This is a genomic window from Bacillus sp. OV166, assembly GCF_900177675.1.
In the GTDB taxonomy this organism is placed as follows: Bacteria; Bacillota; Bacilli; order Bacillales; family Cytobacillaceae; genus Neobacillus.
In genome coordinates this window covers 2,317,698-2,334,475 of sequence record NZ_FXWM01000001.1, presented here as the reverse complement: position 1 = coordinate 2,334,475, position 16,778 = coordinate 2,317,698, and the positions used below count along the sequence as shown (strand labels likewise).

13 protein-coding genes are annotated in these 16,778 nt (G+C 36.6%); 2 read left to right on the top strand and 11 right to left on the bottom strand.

The genetic code is table 11. From position 1 onward, the window contains the following. Positions 1–80: 80 nt before the first annotated feature. The 3 genes from CCK98_RS11180 to CCK98_RS11170 all read right to left on the bottom strand — a co-directional run bounded on the left by CCK98_RS11180 (position 81) and on the right by CCK98_RS11170 (position 3,781). Positions 81–791, bottom strand: coding sequence for a hypothetical protein (locus tag CCK98_RS11180; protein ID WP_088086647.1), 711 nt, complete (start codon positions 789–791; stop codon positions 81–83). Positions 792–808: 17 nt separating this feature from the next. Continuing rightward, positions 809–1,963 carry a ParM/StbA family protein gene (locus CCK98_RS11175; protein WP_088090368.1) on the bottom strand — a complete coding sequence of 385 codons (1,155 nt, stop codon included), beginning with the start codon at positions 1,961–1,963 and terminating at the stop codon, positions 809–811. A 363-nt stretch (positions 1,964–2,326) separates the two neighbouring features. Beyond that, positions 2,327–3,781, bottom strand: a complete 1,455-nt coding sequence (locus CCK98_RS11170) for a DHA2 family efflux MFS transporter permease subunit (protein WP_256942317.1) — start codon at positions 3,779–3,781, stop codon at positions 2,327–2,329. A 277-nt stretch (positions 3,782–4,058) separates the two neighbouring features. On the opposite strand from CCK98_RS11170, the gene CCK98_RS11165 reads away from it, so the two are divergent. After that, a complete protein-coding gene (locus CCK98_RS11165; protein WP_088086645.1) occupies positions 4,059–4,658 on the top strand; it encodes a TetR/AcrR family transcriptional regulator in 600 nt (199 codons plus the stop codon). 152 nt (positions 4,659–4,810) lie between these two features. Here the strand turns inward: CCK98_RS11165 and CCK98_RS11160 are convergent, their stop codons facing one another. From CCK98_RS11160 to CCK98_RS11145, 4 genes are all read right to left on the bottom strand, one after another. Then, positions 4,811–5,515 carry a DUF421 domain-containing protein gene (locus tag CCK98_RS11160; RefSeq protein ID WP_088086644.1) on the bottom strand — a complete coding sequence of 235 codons (705 nt, stop codon included), beginning with the start codon at positions 5,513–5,515 and terminating at the stop codon, positions 4,811–4,813. A gap of 418 nt (positions 5,516–5,933) precedes the next feature. Further along, positions 5,934–6,968 (bottom strand): electron transfer flavoprotein subunit alpha/FixB family protein, encoded by a 1,035-nt coding sequence (locus CCK98_RS11155; protein ID WP_088086643.1) that lies wholly within the window; start codon positions 6,966–6,968, stop codon positions 5,934–5,936. Further along, the gene (locus CCK98_RS11150; protein ID WP_088086642.1) at positions 6,969–7,796 is read right to left on the bottom strand and encodes an electron transfer flavoprotein subunit beta/FixA family protein; all 828 of its coding nucleotides are present in this window, start codon (positions 7,794–7,796) and stop codon (positions 6,969–6,971) included. Positions 7,797–8,130: 334 nt separating this feature from the next. Beyond that, positions 8,131–12,276, bottom strand: a complete 4,146-nt coding sequence (locus tag CCK98_RS11145; RefSeq protein WP_088086641.1) for a S8 family serine peptidase — start codon at positions 12,274–12,276, stop codon at positions 8,131–8,133. Between the two features lie 444 nt (positions 12,277–12,720). On the opposite strand from CCK98_RS11145, the gene CCK98_RS11140 reads away from it, so the two are divergent. Then, positions 12,721–13,938 carry a helix-turn-helix transcriptional regulator gene (locus CCK98_RS11140; protein ID WP_088086640.1) on the top strand — a complete coding sequence of 406 codons (1,218 nt, stop codon included), beginning with the start codon at positions 12,721–12,723 and terminating at the stop codon, positions 13,936–13,938. A 133-nt stretch (positions 13,939–14,071) separates the two neighbouring features. On the opposite strand, the gene CCK98_RS11135 is transcribed toward CCK98_RS11140, so the two are convergent. The 4 genes from CCK98_RS11135 to CCK98_RS11120 form a co-directional block, all read right to left on the bottom strand. After that, positions 14,072–15,145 (bottom strand): alpha/beta fold hydrolase, encoded by a 1,074-nt coding sequence (locus CCK98_RS11135; RefSeq protein WP_256942316.1) that lies wholly within the window; start codon positions 15,143–15,145, stop codon positions 14,072–14,074. 23 nt (positions 15,146–15,168) lie between these two features. Then, positions 15,169–15,723 (bottom strand): polyhydroxyalkanoate biosynthesis repressor PhaR, encoded by a 555-nt coding sequence (locus tag CCK98_RS11130; protein ID WP_088086639.1) that lies wholly within the window; start codon positions 15,721–15,723, stop codon positions 15,169–15,171. An 18-nt stretch (positions 15,724–15,741) separates the two neighbouring features. Further along, positions 15,742–16,383 (bottom strand): hypothetical protein, encoded by a 642-nt coding sequence (locus CCK98_RS11125; protein WP_088086638.1) that lies wholly within the window; start codon positions 16,381–16,383, stop codon positions 15,742–15,744. A gap of 100 nt (positions 16,384–16,483) precedes the next feature. Continuing rightward, entirely contained in the window at positions 16,484–16,708 is a 225-nt protein-coding gene (locus tag CCK98_RS11120; protein ID WP_142292148.1) for a hypothetical protein, read from the bottom strand. Positions 16,709–16,778: the final 70 nt, after the last annotated feature.

The following is a 16,778-nucleotide window of genomic DNA, read 5'->3' as shown; positions in this document are numbered from 1 at the left end:
TTCTGTTTACGCCGAACGTCCAAGAGGAATCTCTTGGACGTTTTATTAAAGTAGCAGAACTTCACTCCACTACTTCATATTTAAAAATCCATATCTATGACTTCTTTAATAGTCCCTTTTACTTGATCACTTTCGACTAATTGTCCTTCTTTAATATCTTTCACTTCTTCCGCAGGTTCAATGGCAGGATTATACTTATTTGGATCGGTAACCGGACGGAAGGTAAGTTCCTTTTTTAGTAAGTTAATCTCGTCTAAAAACTCTCTGCGGAGGGAATTTAACAACGTTTGGAATTCTTCCTTGTCTAATTTTTGCTCACCCAGTTTCGTTACAAAATCCCGCAACTCGGTTTCTTGGCCGGACCCCATCTCATTAGGATCTTCAACAAGACGTGATGCGAATTTTTGTTTAAGTAAGTTGATCTCACCTAAAAACTCTTCACGAAGTGTATCAATGGTTATTGCCTCTTCTTCTTTTTCCAATTGAGCTAAATCATGCTCAACAAGATTTGTAATATATTCCTCAAGCTCATTTGCTTGTGCTTTTTGCTCAAGTATTGAATACACCTTTGGAGAGATTTTCAAAGTTTCTAAAGTAAGCAATACACGTTCGTATTTACTTCCTGATTCCTTATTCATTAATCTGACCTCATCCGTTTGGTGATTAACAGCAGTTAGAAAAAAGTTCGATAGTACGTAAAATGGTGAAACCATCTGTGCACCTAGATGTGAATACATATTGTTTAATCCGCCAATGAACTTTTCACCAAGAAGATGATCTTTGTTGTACATACATTCTCCCCCTCTTCTTAAGCGAAAACTAAGTTTGTTTCATGCCTGCTTATTATTTCTAGACCATATAAATTTAACTTTCTTGTATCTTGAAGGAATAGATGATTTTGCTCTCTAATTTCGTCTCCATACCTTATATTGATCGATTCTTGGATGAATCGTTTAAGGATGCTGGCTATTCCACCAATATAAACATATTTATAGACCTTATCTTTAGGTGATGGGAATGTGTTTTCAATTTTAGTTATTAAAATTTGCGTGTACTCCCTTAATGACTCATGGATTTGCTCTGTGAGATCAACCTTTTTACCGCTATTTCCATCCCTTTGCTCCATTTTTGTTTTCTCAATGTTATTGATAATGAATTCTTCTAGTGAACGCACATCAACAAAGTACTCGAGTAACTTTTCACTTCTTAGTTTCTCAATGTGTTTTAGATACGAAATGTCGGCGAAGCAATTCAATGATTCCCTGCTCTTAGGAGCTTGAAGTCCTGCTTGAAGCAAAGCAAGATCAACAGTCCCTCCCCCTAAATCCACAATTAGAGTTTCAAAGTTTAGAAATGAATTTGCTTCCTCACGATCTTGTAAATCAAAATCTTTTTTAATTGCCCAACGAGCAACTTCACTTTCAATCCGGCATTTGCTTGTTTTTACGTGAATGGATACAACTCTTTCAAATCCTGGTGTTAAAATCGTAACTTTGTGCTCCCCTTCAAATCGACTTGCCATTTTATTTTGCATATCACTGAACTTGTTCGTTTTCTTAAGCAACCAAATTGGAAGCATGGTTGAAAAATAATTAATGTTCACTCGTGTATCTTCAATGCCGTTCCCTTTTAACACATTGTAATAAGCTGCTGATGCTAGGAACATCACATAGGGAATCTCAGATTCCGTTTTATCATGAAGTTTGTTGATATGACTGTTTCCTAATACTTGTTTTTCCGCTGAATCACCCACCAGATAATATTTCTCTACACCGTCTATCGTAGTTGAAATGAGTAAACTTTGAAGAAGGGATTGGGGATCATGGAAAGTAGACGGAAAGTGGCCGTCTGCCTTTTCCCTCTTTATTTCTACTACATTTGTAGGAATCTCAAAATAATAACCGTCCACAAGGGTTTGAAAGACCGAATTACCAAAATCGACATTTTGACGTTTTATATCCATTATTTCTCCTCTTTTCATGTTTTTTCCTCATAATGATTATATATTTTTCTATTCTATATGTCTAAAGATGTTAAAAATTTAGATTATTATAAATTAATATTCGACATTATCCTTCTATAAATATGTTTACCTTTTACGGTTACAACCACCTTCTGACCCTCTGTTACACTAATTTTTATTATCACGACAGTGAATAACTAAAGAAACATGAACGGTGGATTACAAGAATGAAGCTGCCTGGAATGACCGGCAGCTTTTTGAAGTAGTTATACTAAATAATCAATCAGTTTTATAATTAGAAAAAGCTGTCACAATGACAGCTCTGGCCTAAACTCTAGAAGTTGTTTATGGATCATAAACCATTTAGTTTGTTCGTAGATTTTTTATTGTTACCTTTTCCAAGTTCGCTTTAGATTCTGATTCGGAAGCTTGTTTTACCTTCTTGATAAAGAAGGAAAGAAGTAATCCGATGATGCCGATCCCAATAATGACAAGATAGGCGTCATTAATACCCTGAATGGTGGCTTCCTTAATAAGCTGCCCTTGGGTAAAGCCTTTAGCAGCTGCATTAGGAGCCATATCCTGCAGATGTGATTTCGTTCGGTCTGACATAACGGTAACGAGAAGTGAAGTTCCGACAGCACCAGCCACTTGCCGAATTGTATTGCTTATGGCTGTTCCGTGAGCACTTAACTTTTGTGGCAATTGATTCAAACCAGCGGTCTGTAAAGGCATCATCATCAAGGCCATCCCAATGCGACGCCCTGTTGACATCAGAACCAAAAAGGTATAACTTGTCGAATCTGTCAAGTTGGTAAAGCCCATCGTTGTCAGAATGGTAATTATCATTCCTATAACAGTTAGCCATTTTGCGCCAAAGCGATCGAACAACTTCCCTGTAACTGGCATGAGGAAGCCCATTATTAGCGCACCTGGAAGAAGGAGAAGACCGGACTCAATTGCTGTGTAACCACGGATATTCTGAAGGTAAAGCGGAAGCAGCATCATGTCTGCATACATCACCATCGTAACCGCGATATTGATAATGGTTGTTAAGGAGAACATATTATACTTGAATGCACGCAAGTCAAGTAGCGGATTTTGCGATTTCATCTGCTTCCATGAAAAGAGTGCTAGGGCCAAGATGCCTACTGCGACCGTACTTAGTACCTCCATGTCCGACCATCCAAGGCTTCCAGCTCGGCTGAAACCATATAGTAAGGCACCAAAACCAATGGTAGAGAGGACAACACTTAGGATATCCAGTTTTGTCTTGATACGATCAGATACATTTCGGAGAAAAATGAATCCCAATACAATAACAATGACAGCAAATGGAATCATCCCGTAAAACATCGTTTCCCATTTGTAGTTTTCAATAATATAACCGGCTATTGTAGGCCCAATGGCTGGGGCGAAAATAATCGCAAGCCCGACCATCCCCATAGCAGCTCCTCGTTTGTTGGGAGGAAAGATGGTCAGAATGACATTCGTAAGCAGCGGCATGATGATTCCTGCACCAGCCGCCTGAATCATGCGTCCGGTCAATAATAAAGGAAAGCCCTTTGCTATAGCTGAAACGATGGTTCCGGCTAGAAAGATAAACATGGAAGCTTGAAAGAGCTGACGTGTGGTAAACCGCTGCATTAAATAGGCCGTAATGGGAATCAAGACACCGTTTACGAGCATGTAACCTGTCGTTAACCACTGTGCCGTTGCAGCTGAGATGTTAAATTCAACCATTAGTTCGGGAGTGGCGACGCTCATGAGTGTTTGATTTAAGGTTGCAATGAAAGCACCTAAAATCATAATGAACATAATAGGTCCTTTTTTTATCGAATTTGTGACAGTTTTAGGATTATTTTTCAATTCTCTCCTATCCTTTCTAACTTGAATATAGACTTTTTTTACAATGTGTTTAATAATTAACATTGTATAAATTACATTATAATAAGATCGTTGGTTCTGACAACAGACAATTTCTTAAGAAGTGTAAATTAGTTATCATTTATTTCAATTTTGTTGAGAAAGCCAAAAAAAATAGACAGAACTAAAATTATTGTAAATTACCAATTAATAGGAATGGTGATTAGAAATGAAAGACAATGAAAAGAAGCGAGTAGATCCTCGGGTACTTCGTACACGCCAATTAATAAAAGACGCTTTAATAGATTTACTGCAGGAGTTGGAATTAAATAAAATAACGGTTAACCGGATTGCGGAACGCGCAACCATCAACCGTGTTACGTTTTATCTACATTATCATGATATACAAGACATGCTGGAGAAAATGGCGCAGGAAATGGCCGAGGATATTGAGTGCATTATGATGCGTACGACAACAAACATGAATTCAACTGAAGAAATTGATTCGTTGAAGCTAATAAACCTGCTTGAACATATAGCCGAGAATGCCAAATTCTATAAAGTTGTTCTTGGTTCCACACGAACGCCAATCTTTACAGAGCGGTTATTAAATATCCTAACGAAATCAATAACAGAGAGAACAGAGATAGACTCCTTGCTCGCTACTACCGATATCCAAAGGGATATTGCTATTTGGCATGGTTCTTCAGCTCTTATCGGCACGATCGTAGCTTGGTTGCGTAAGGACATGCCTTATACACCGCAATTTCTTGCTAAGCAGCTGTATATGCTTTTTCATTTAAGTAAGGAAAATAGGAAATCAACATAAAGAAGCGATTATACCAGTTGGACCTTTTTGGTAGTTGTTAACTACTGTGCTTTTCCTTTGCAAACAAAAAATCCCCTTTTGACAAATTCCGGGGATTTTTTGTTCGTATAAACCGAATTGTTTCCTTCCTATTTTCAATTAGCCTTTCCAAATTATTCAACATCTGTAGGTGAAGTTAATTTATCTTCATATTTGTCTACAAAAAGGTAACCACCGCTATTGACTACAGCATAATAAATTTCTTCTATTCGTAAATTTCTTCTTTTGAATTCAGCTTCAATCCACTCACGGTTATAGATGCCGACAGCGTTCTTTTCGATGATTTTCCCGTCCATAATTAGTTCAACTGGCAGCGACTCTGATGAATTGGGCAAATTTAAATCTTTTTTTATTACATTTTGAAACGGTATCTTTTTAAGAATGGATAATTCCCCGTTCACCTCTAGTAATGCGTATTCCACTTCAAATATATTAAAGATATCCTTTTCCCTCAAAAGCTGATTAAGGTCGTCAATCGAGAACTTTACCTTTTTCATATTTTCGTCTAGTAATTTTCCTTTTTCTATTAGCAGGGTTGGTCTACCAGATAACCATTTTCTAAAACTTCGACTCCTAGAAGATAACACCATGAACAAATAAAACATTAAAACTAATACGAGAAATGAAATTAGCATTTCTTTGAACTTTAAATTCGTATCAAACCCCATGTTAGCTATAAAGGAACCAATCGTAATGGATAAGGCAAAGCTATAGTGGTTTTTATGAGAGTTAATATGCTTTCCAATAACCAGAGTAACAAGTATTAAAAGCATAAAGCTGACAGCTGTTCTCAGAATAGGTATAAGTGTATCTTCCATTTAAATCTCCTGTTTACTGATATTGTTTAACCATCTTGTATTTGAACTCAACTATAGTATAAAACAACAGCTAAAATGAAATGTAAACATCCAAATATCGTTAATTATTTTTTGTCAGCACTTAATTAGATATGAAAGAATGGAATTAAAGAAAAGATGGCAAAAGGCTGTTATTATCATAAAATATCCCCTTTTAATTAATTTATCTTTCCAATTAGCGATTGTATTTATCCATCTATTTCAGATTTCATTAAGCTTCAATTATAGGTATATATAGGAAAAAGCCTCATGGGTGAAAATTCACCATGAGGCTTTATTATAGAGTTATCGTGAGTAACAAATAATTCATTGTGGGAACTTTAGACTCCGACCATTTTGAGAATTTCTATTTTATGTTTCTCGTCCCGGTATTATTACATCAACCTTCGCTGGTATTGCCTACCTTTTCTCTGGATAAAGCCTTTTTAAACTGTTCGATTAGAATAGGAACGATTTCAAATGCATCGCCAACAATTCCATAATGACAGGTCTGAAAAATTGGCGCCTCTTTGTCCTTATTAATAGCAATAATTAAACCGGAATTTTTCATTCCCACAATATGTTGAATCGCACCGGAAATTCCAATTGCAAAATAAATTTTTGGTGTTACCGTCACACCGGTTTGTCCTACTTGATGAGCGTGATCGATCCAACCCGCTTCCACCACATCCCTGCTGGCACCAACCGCTCCTCCAAGAGTTTCCGCCAAGTGGTGTATTAATTGAAATCCCTCGAAGCTCCCTAAACCTTTTCCTCCTGCTACAATGATGTCCGCCTCGTCGATTCTTACTTTCTTTACCGTTTCCTTTACAATTTCCAAGACTTTTGTCCGAATATCTTCTTCCTTTAGGGATATTGTTTCTTCAATCATCTTGCCTGTTCTCCCGGACTCTGGGGTCAGCGCCTTCATGACTTTGGCGCGTACTGTCGCCATTTGGGGCCGATATTTTTTACATAAAATGGTCGCCATAATATTTCCGCCAAAAGCCGGCCTGCTCGCTAATAGTAGCCCGGTTTCCTCTTCAACATCCAACTCCGTCGTGTCCGCCGTTAAACCTGTCGGCATATCGGTGGCTACCGCACTTGCCAGGTCTTTTCCTGTTGAGGTGGCCCCGTAGAGGATAATTTCTGGTTTATATTTTTCAGTACATTCCAGCAGCGCCTTCATGAAGGACTCGGTCCTGTAATGCTTAAAGATGGGCTGATCATATACATACACTGTATCTGCTCCGTATTCAAAAACGGTCTTCGTTAAATGTTTAACATTTTCCCCAATTAGAATACCGGCCAATTCCACTCCCCGTTTGTCTGCCAACTTTCTGCCGGCCCCCAATAGTTCAAGGGATACGGAAGCAACAACTCCATCTTTTTGTTCAATGAACACCCAAACACCTTTATAATCTTGGAAATCCAATTACATTTCCTCCTTTGATTCAAACAATTCTTTCTTTTCAAGCATGACAGAGACCAACTGCTCTACTTGTGCCATTGGGTTGCCTTCAAGGAACGTTCCCCCTGCCGGCTTTTGTGGAGCCCAAACTTTGGAGACAATCGTTGGAGATCCCTTCAAACCAAGCTGCTTCACATCAACCTCTTCCAGGTCATCAACAGACCAGATATGAGGTTTATATCTGGCAGCTTTTATCATGTTTGGAAACGGAGAATACGGCACTTCATTGATTGTTTTTTCAACGGAAAACAAACACGGCAATGTGGATCGGACGACTTCATATCCATCCTCCAACTTGCGATGGACAATGGCATATCCATCTTCTTGATTAATTTCCACTACTTTGTTCACAGAAGTCAGCGGTGGAATATCGAGCCTTCGTGCAATTCCTGGTCCGACTTGCCCGGTATCACCATCAATGGACATTTTTCCGCAAATGATCAAATCTACGGGCTGTTGTTTTCCTATTTTTTCAATCGCCTTTGTCACGGCATAGCTCGTTGCCAATGTATCCGCACCCGCAAACCGGCGGTCCGTGATTAAATAGCCCTCATCGGCGCCTATTTCAATACACTTTTTAATTGCGGTAACCGCTGGAGGCGGCCCCATTGTAACAACAGATACGATTCCCCCATACCTATTCTTTAGACGAACCGCCTCTTCAACAGCATGGGCATCATACGGGTTCAATATCGCAGGCGCCGTCCTCCGGTCCATCGTGTTTGTCTTTGGATTCATCTTGATAATTTTGGTGTCAGGTACTTGCTTGATACAGGCTACAATATGCAGCATTTTACCCCTCCCTTTTATTTAAAAAGCACATATTTTTTTACTTTACGTAATATGAAACTTGCCGGTTGTTTTCCGGCTAAAAAGCCTTTTTTCGCCCGTTTACTTTTACTTTATTAAAAGAGATGTCCAGACATTCGAATTTTCTAATTAATATCTATGTAAATGTTGCCGAAGAAAAGCCAAACAACGAAAAAACCGCACGAGTGGATGAATCACCGTGCGGTTTTGGGATCAAAGTTGATAACTATCTACAATTCTTTTATTCTCTACTTCTTTTAATCGTTTAACCGTATCATTCTTCCAACCGAAGCATTGTTTTATGATTTCCTGCCTTTTAATTAAAACTTTTTTTCAATTCTTCTAATGTTAGATTCTTAGTTTTTTCAACTGGTTTATTGGATGTAGGGAAGTATGGATTGATGGACATGAAGTTCTTTTCGACATAATTAAAGTCAATAATGTCAACGACTCCATCTTTGTTAAGGTCTTCCTTCAATCTATCCCCGGAAATTCCAGCATTATTTGCAACAAGCTTTGCGTCATAAATGTCGATTACATGATCTCCGTTTACATCTCCAGCAGCAGCCGTATCCGTATAGACATTATAAAAAATACCTTGAACTATTCCATCGATTGTCCTGCTTAAAATTACTTTTTTGCTGTATTGGAAATGCCCAGGAATATCGACAATTAATGTATATTCATCCTTCGTGGCGGGAATATCCGTTATTGTCATATAACCATTTTCTGAAATATCAGCAGGGTACTTTTTACCTTTTTTATCAACTAGATAAGCTTTTGTTCCAATCTTTGAATAATCTAAATCATAATTATCTAAATTAACTGCTTCACCATGATAGTACCCTTCGAACCATGAGTGCTGTGAAATGAATTTAAACCTTTCAGCAAAAGTTGGTAATGAAGACTTACTACCAGAACTTGTTTGATAGGAAGATTCTTGATAATAAAATGCACCTTCTACCATGTAATTATGGTCATCGACTACTTTTAGTGTGATATCCAATAAATCAATATCATCATTAATTGAAACTGGTAATTTTGTCTTTTTATCTGAAATATCTACAGCAAATGCTGAAAGATTAGACCAAGTGTTTTCTGTAATTTGTGGCTTTGCGACATTAATTGTCCAATTATTTTTCTTTGCAAGCTCATCTAGCTGTTTTGATGGCTTAACGTCTACAACTTTATAGAAATTAGGGACATCGATTGTTACAGAAGCACTTGTTAAATCTTTCGCGTTTTGAACTGTAAATGTATTTACAAACTCAGATCCTAGACTTACACTTTTTGAATTTGGTTTTATTGTGGAATATTTATCCCCTTTATTAATAAAAGTAAAGTCTGGGAAAGTCGGATTTCCTGCAGTAGCGTAGTCATAAGTATAGATGGCTACATTTGTTGGATAGTTTGCGTATTCTTCTGGTAAGACACCAAATTTAAATTCACCATTTGCATTTGGGAAAAATTCAGCTGTTGGCCAATATGAATCTTGATAGGCGTACGCGGTATTTGCCTCTTGAGTGATGTCATGACCTCTACTTTTTAAATAGTCAATCGTATCATCATATAATTTTCCATGCACCCAATAGGCTGTATAATCTTGTCCATCATAATTTTCAGTTGTTAAATCTGAACTATTGAGCTCTTTGATTCCTGTTTTCTTATCAAATTCAAGTGTAGGAGCGGTATTATCGATCACCATGTCATTATCGATTTTATATGTTTTACCATCTACCCCTGTACCAATATAAGAAACAATGTATTTCCCTTCTTTAAGTGGTTCATATTCAAGTGATAAAGGTTTATTCGGATCACCTGTAAAATGTTTTACTTCACCTGAAAATCCGAAAAATATTAAGTAATCCGTATCAACTGACGCATTTTCTAAATTAAATGTGCCATAAAACCCAATTGGTTTTCCATCTAGATCGCTAACCACTACATCAATCGTTTTCATATGACTATTTAACTTGAAACTGACTGGTGTAAACGGCTCGATATACGGATGAAAGTTACTAAGGTCATTCGTTATCGCATGTTTAAAAAACTCTAATTTTTCGAATCCAGGTTTAGAATAACGAACATGGAAAGGAATTTGATATTCTGCAGTTTTCGACTCATTTTCGATATAAATGTATCCCTCATATATACCAAATTCTGTATCGGCTGGAATTGATATTTCTGCATTAATATTTTTACTCTCATTTCCATTCACTTCAATCGTAGATGGTAATTGAAGCGTTACACCATTCTTACCAGCTTCCTTAGAGACTCCATCGATGGTTAAGAATTCTACTCTTGTACGATATGTTTCTTGTTCACTACTTAAATTCTTAATAGAAATCGAGGTTGTTCTATTTTGAGTCTCATTTGATTGTGCAATACTACCAAAAGGTAGAGATCCTGAGATGTCCTCGATTTCTATTTTTAAACCTTCTTCATCTAAGGTAGTCGTCTTATTTTGTACTTCAAATAACGTTGTATTGTGAACTGCCTCATAAGCATCTACACGTCCTGCACCAACTTCATTCACATTGTAAGTACGACCTTTTAATGGATCAGCCGTATTCATAAGCGCAGCTTTTACATCGGCAACTGTATAATCTGGATGGGATTGTAGTAATAAGGCTGCAACTCCAGCTACATGTGGTGTTGCCATGGAAGTTCCGCTTAAACTAGCATAACCACTCGAATAATCGACACCATCTTCTGGACTATTAATATATTCTGGAACAGTTGAGAATGTCGAGACTCCAGGTGCTACTACATCTGGCTTAATATCAAAGTTATTATTTACTGGTCCACGTGAACTAAAATCTGCTAACACATCACCTGTAGACATATTTGACTGTAAGTCTGTTAATTTAAGTTTAGCTGTAGGATCTGCTTTTAATTTTTCTGAAAGTTTTACTCCGTCGGCCTGTAACATTTTATATGTTGGGACATAGCCATGATTTTCACCCAAGAAAAATGGAATTTCTCCATCCTCATTATTGTAAATCAATACAGCTACAGCACCTTTATCATGAGCTCGTCGGATTTTTTCATCAAATGAGATCGTGCCACGAGAAATTAATGCCACTTTTCCATTAATCTCCTTGTCAGTATAATCCTCTTCTGTACCAATTCCTACTTCAACAACATCATACTCTTTATCCATTAACGGTAGATAATCCATACCAAGGCCATGCCCCATTAAAGTATTTTGAATTGAAATATCTGCCAAACTTGTTTTAACGGTTGGAATATCAGTCGGCACATCACTAGCACCAACAGTGATTGCTAGTGGAGAAGCACCTGGTGAACCTAACGTACCAGAATTTGGCCCTGCATTTCCTCCGGCTATTACTGGTATGACCCCTTTTAATGCGGCATTGTTGATGGCTACAGATGTAGCGTCTAAGGAATGATTAATACCATTACCTAATGATAGATTAATAACATCCATTCCATCTTCTACAGCTCTTTCTATTCCTGCGATAACCGATGAATCATATCCTGATCCATATTCTCCTAATACTCGATAGGCATACAAGTCAACATTCGGAGCTACACCTGTCATTGCATATTCAACATCATTTTTAGGGTTAGATGCGATTGTTCCAGCAACATGAGTTCCGTGTTCTGTATAGTATGAACTACCATCTATCGTTTCAGGTTGACCAGATGCAAGCCATTTCGCTCTAGTTGTTTCCATTGGATCGGAGTCATTATCGACAAAATCATATCCGCCTTTATAAACATCTTTTAAATCAGGGTGATTATAGTCAATCCCTGTATCAAGTACCCCAACTTTTATTCCTTGTCCTTTTAAGCCCTCATTATGTAAACGATCAACTCCTATATGAGGCAGCGCTGGTGGAATTACTTTTCCAGGTGTTGGTTCTTTAGTAGTAGTCGATTCATTTATTGGTAACCTAACGACATTGTCTTTCCAAATCCTTTTTACTACACCAGTCTCAAGCAAGGTATTAATTTCATTTGTAGGAATCGTCATAGCCATTCCATTAAATACATTCTGGTAAGTTTGTTTAATTTGATATTTAATTGACTTTTCTTTTTTATTTTGGTTTAACTCCTCTTTCTTTTTAAAAATTTCAGTTAATCGTTGTTTAAAATGTTCTTGTTCCCCTTTTATCTTTTCTGCTTTATTTTTAGATGTACCTTTTGATTTTGACTGCTGGGCATTTTCGACCGGAGCTGTTTTGAACTCAACAATGACATTTGCGGTTTTATCTTTAAGTGACAATAAACTTGGATCAATGATGAATCCTTCTTGTGGGGTTATTCGTTTTATAGACTGTCGTTGTTCTTCAGTTAGTCCTTTTAATATCGATTCTGCAGAATTTGATATAGCATATGTTTTTTGCTGAGGCATTAAATAAGATGTAAGTAAACTGGATGCTATTACACCTGTTACCATAACATTTAGAAATTTTTGTTTCTTTCGAAGTTTCATTATTCAACGCTCCTTCTTTAAACTTGATATCAGCTGCAAATTTTAACACTTTTACTTTTTAAAAATAACAATCTAGCAGGCTCACTTAATAAAATGGTTACATATTCCTATGAGCATCGCTTTCCTCCCTAAAGAAAGATAGTGTAAAATAAGAGTATGAATAATTAGATAACTCTATTAATTCCTATTGTACTCGAGCATTTTTCAACGGTAAATTGGGGGAATTGTTCTACGAGTTGTCCTAATTCGACTATACGATTTGAAGAATACCTTGTAGAAAATTGTAAAACTTTGAAGAATTGACGATTATTTATCAAGATATATTACTAGAAAATGACATTTTTTATATTATATAGAGAAAATCATTTTTGTACTTGGGGGAATCTTGGTTTTCCTATACTCAAAACTATCAAAATATAATTTTTCTAAAAGGAGAATTTCAATATGTATGAGGGGAAAATCATAAAGTTTTATCGGGAAAAATACCAAATGACTCAAGAGCAATTAGGAAAAGGGATTTGTTCTGGAACACATATTAGTAAAATAGAACGATTACATACTGAATATGCACCTGAAATCGTCACTCTTTTATCCGAACGGCTAGGAATTACGATCGAAAATGAAATAATAAAACTTAAAAATATAAAAAAGCGATTAAATCATTGGCATGATGTTCTTGTCATGCAATTATTTGAAGAAATGGACCTTATTAATCATGAACTTGAGCAAGAAGATTTAATACAAATCTCTGATTATATTTATTTTTACAATTTACTTCGGGTTAGATATTTACTAATGCATAATTTGACCGAGGAAGCATCAGACATCATTGTGGAAATCCAAAAGAAAGAACATAAATTATCATCCTACGAAGCTAATTTGTTTAAACATATTTTAGGTGTTTATTATTTAGCTAAACATGAAAATCTGAAAGCAATTCAAGCATTAAAATCAATTAATGAGGCAGATTACAATAACAAGGAATATACCTATCATTTAGCAGTCGCGTATCATTCCATTGAATCACCCGTTATGGCTTATTTTTTCGCAGATAAATCGCGCCAATTTTTTAAAGAAATTAATAACTATCCTAGAGTGATCGATGCAGAAATGCTTATGGTGATTCAAGTAAAAGATGATGGAGATTTTAAGGAGACCATTCTGAGGTTTGAAAACTTAATCAAAAGCTGTGACCTTTGTCATTCACCAGCTCGAAAAGCAAGGGTATTACACAACTTAGCTTTTGAATACTATAGAAGAAAAAATTATGAACCAGCCAATAAATACTATAAAGAGTCAATGAGTCTAAAAGATAATGAATCATTCCCATACTTACTTTCTTTAGAAGGGTTTATAAACAGTGCATTTTATGGGGGTTTACTTCCAAAGGATGAATTATTACAACTGGCAAAAGAAGGACTAGAAACAGCTCTAAAGAAAAATGAACCATTATATATTAACTTATTTACCTTATTTAGTTTTTTAATTCAAGATAAAGAACAGGAATACCATCAATACTTGTCAGAGCATTCATTACCTTTGTTTGAAAAATTTGGTTTTGTTTATTTAATTAAACGTTCAAAAAAAGAATTGTTTAATTATTATCTTGAAAAGAAAAAAACTGGTAAAGCATTAAAAATGGCCAATTTATTGATAAATTGAAAACCTTTTTTATCAACAATGGGCCAATTTCTCCTGTCGTTACTTCTTGGCTTTTCAACTTTGCTGCCTATAAAAGATAAGCGGGAAGGATATATATCCTTTCCGCTTATCTTTTATGCTTGTAAATTAAAAATTATACAAGTACTTCTTGAATTTCCTGTGATCGAGCCGAAAGCCACTTATCCCAAACATCAGCGAATACCCCGGTCAAGACCAGTGAAACATGTCCACCTTCATAAACCTCATAAGTTTTATCCTTACTTGAAACAAGGTTCATCAACGGAAGACTTTGCTTATCTAATATAAGTGTGTCACGTGAGCAAGAGAAGACAAAAAGCGGGCAGTTTATCTTCTTTAAATCCACCTTCCTACCGCCAATCACCAATTCTCCCTTTAAGAGTTTGTTGTCTTTATAGAGATCGTTAAACATCTGTTTGAATGCAGCACCTGCAAACGAAGCAGAGTCCTTCGTCCACTTATCCATTCGGCGCCACTTTTCTACATATTTCTCATCATGTGCACGGGTGACCAGATTGATTTTAGAACTTGCAAAACCCGGTGATACCATCCTAAATAACAAATACATAATTTCTGATGGAATGGTCCCATGTGCATCGGCAAAACGATCAAGACTTAGCTGCCCTTTTTGTAGTGCTTCCAGCAATTTATCTGGAAAGTTGCCGATACTAAAATCGATTGGAACGGCTGCAAGGGATAAATTCTTAATTGGCAGTTCCGTTATGGAAGCCAAGATGGCTGCAATGGTTCCACCCAGGCAATAACCGGCAAGGGATATTTCCTTTGCACCTGAATGTCTTAAAGCTCGTTTAAGGGCGTTCTCCAAATAATCAATGATATAATTATCAAGGGTGATATCAGAATCTTCAAGCCCAGGGGACCCCCAATCCAATAGGTAGACATCATAGCCGCGCTCGGTAAGTCCGCCTACAACGCTGCTTCCTTCACCGATATCAAGAATGTACGCCTTATTTATCAAGGAGTAGACTAGAAATACTGGGATGGCATGTCTTTTTTCCTTTGCAGGATGATACCATAAGGTTGCTTTATTTTTCTTCCAAACAGTCTGTCTCGGTGTAGGTACAATCTCTGGCTTTGGCTCGGTCATAATTTTATAAAGCTGATTCCACCGTTTCGTTTCTTTTTCTAAGTTTAAGATTGGAAAAAGGTTTGTTCCTAATGCTTTCATTATTATCACTGCTCTCCTCGAAGTTATTTAATTTTATTAATACCGGTGAGCACTTGATCTTTATCCTGCTTTTTTCCCGGTTCTTTTTTCTGCTTTTCTCGCTCTATTTCAATGAGACCTCTCTCTATTTCTTTCCGCAATTCCTGAAGGTCATCATTCATTTTTTGCGTTTCCGCCACCTCTTGGGCCATCTTTTGGAATTCATTCTTCATTTGCATGACAATATTTAATATCTCTTCGAACATTCCTACATTTTCTTTAGAAATGGAGCTTACACTGTCTTGTAATTTCCAAATTTGTTCTTCTAAAATATCAATTTTTTCTTCTGTCTGAATAGAAAGCTTTGCGGCATTCGCGACATCTTTCTTTGTCGGGATATTCAATAGTGCCGCAATTTGCTCTTGGTTCTTTCTAAGTCGCTCTAGGTAAAATGAATAGGTGTTGAGGCCTGAACTTGCTGTGCGAACAAATTCTTTGTTGTCTGTAAGGTTATATAATAGGCCAGTTACTTGTTTGTCCCACATTTCACTCAATTGGTTGAATTTAAAAAATGGATCAAAGATTTTTTCGTTTGACATGTTGTTGTTCTCCTTAAATTAAGAATTTGTAGGTTCTTCCGTTTGTTCCATATATTTATTTAGCGGGAAGATAAGTTCTTTGAATTGTGTTGCAAACAGATTGACAAATCCTTTTTGATATTCATAGAGCGGATTTCCAGCTTGTTTAACAGTTTTGATATATTGCATTCTTCCTTTTTTCCTAAGATCAATATATTGACCAATCATTTCTAGGTATTTTTCAATCGCCTGGCAGTTTGCCATTGTTTGACACGGAGTACTTAAGAGAGACAATACCGTCTTTTGAATCTGATCAAAATGCGCATTCATTTCCTCATAAGACCAAATCGGAAAGAAATGCTGCAAGGTGGTGGTTGACATTAAAAATTCATCTCGTGCAATCTTTTCCCATTCTGTCAATTCCTTTGTAAATTGCTCTGCTATTGCTTTAATATTTCCCTGATTCCGTTGTACACTTTCAGAGAATCGTCTAACCTCTTTTAAGAAGACATCGTCGCGATGATCAGTACACTTTGCCCATTCATCTAATTCATGAAATGCATGTCTCCAGAGCAGGTCTAGGCTAGAAAGCGATGCTTCTTTTTCGCCATCGACAGTGATTACTTCGTCCTGTTTTTCCTCTTTCAATGATTCTTTTAAATTATCTTTTTTTGCAGCCATTTTACTCCCATCCTTTTAAAAATCTATTAAAGATTTTGGTTTAGTTTGAAGTCTAGGTTAGTAATTAGTCCAGTGAAATAATCACAAATCAAAGTTGGCATTAAAGGTTCACTGTTCTTTTATCAATCTTAGTTGAGACTCGTTGTTTTGGCTTTCCGAAAAGGAACATGAACACAGCTGTTACCACCAAAGCAACAGAGATTCCATAAATGGATGCGCTAAAACCCACTGCTGGATTTGCACCTGAAGCTTGAATGAGCTTTCCAAAAATAATGGGAGCAAAAATACCTGAGGATGTCATTATTCCATAATAAGTACCTGTCATAACACCTCTCCGCTCTGGAAGTAAACTAATGATTACTGTAGGATTAAGGTTTGCAGCTGTAACTGCTAAC

What these genes read in the sequence shown, in the direction of transcription:
- CCK98_RS11180 (WP_088086647.1), bottom strand. Translation starts at nt 791, where the DNA reads ATGTACAACAAAGATCATCTTCTTGGTGAAAAGTTCATTGGCGGATTA.
- CCK98_RS11175 (WP_088090368.1), bottom strand. Translation starts at nt 1,963, where the DNA reads ATGGATATAAAACGTCAAAATGTCGATTTTGGTAATTCGGTCTTTCAA.
- CCK98_RS11170 (WP_256942317.1), bottom strand. Translation starts at nt 3,781, where the DNA reads ATGTTCATTATGATTTTAGGTGCTTTCATTGCAACCTTAAATCAAACA.
- CCK98_RS11165 (WP_088086645.1), top strand. Translation starts at nt 4,059, where the DNA reads ATGAAAGACAATGAAAAGAAGCGAGTAGATCCTCGGGTACTTCGTACA.
- CCK98_RS11160 (WP_088086644.1), bottom strand. Translation starts at nt 5,515, where the DNA reads ATGGAAGATACACTTATACCTATTCTGAGAACAGCTGTCAGCTTTATG.
- CCK98_RS11150 (WP_088086642.1), bottom strand. Translation starts at nt 7,796, where the DNA reads ATGCTGCATATTGTAGCCTGTATCAAGCAAGTACCTGACACCAAAATT.
- CCK98_RS11145 (WP_088086641.1), bottom strand. Translation starts at nt 12,276, where the DNA reads ATGAAACTTCGAAAGAAACAAAAATTTCTAAATGTTATGGTAACAGGT.
- CCK98_RS11140 (WP_088086640.1), top strand. Translation starts at nt 12,721, where the DNA reads ATGTATGAGGGGAAAATCATAAAGTTTTATCGGGAAAAATACCAAATG.
- CCK98_RS11135 (WP_256942316.1), bottom strand. Translation starts at nt 15,145, where the DNA reads ATGAAAGCATTAGGAACAAACCTTTTTCCAATCTTAAACTTAGAAAAA.
- CCK98_RS11130 (WP_088086639.1), bottom strand. Translation starts at nt 15,723, where the DNA reads ATGTCAAACGAAAAAATCTTTGATCCATTTTTTAAATTCAACCAATTG.
- CCK98_RS11125 (WP_088086638.1), bottom strand. Translation starts at nt 16,383, where the DNA reads ATGGCTGCAAAAAAAGATAATTTAAAAGAATCATTGAAAGAGGAAAAA.
- CCK98_RS11120 (WP_142292148.1), bottom strand. Translation starts at nt 16,708, where the DNA reads ATGACAGGTACTTATTATGGAATAATGACATCCTCAGGTATTTTTGCT.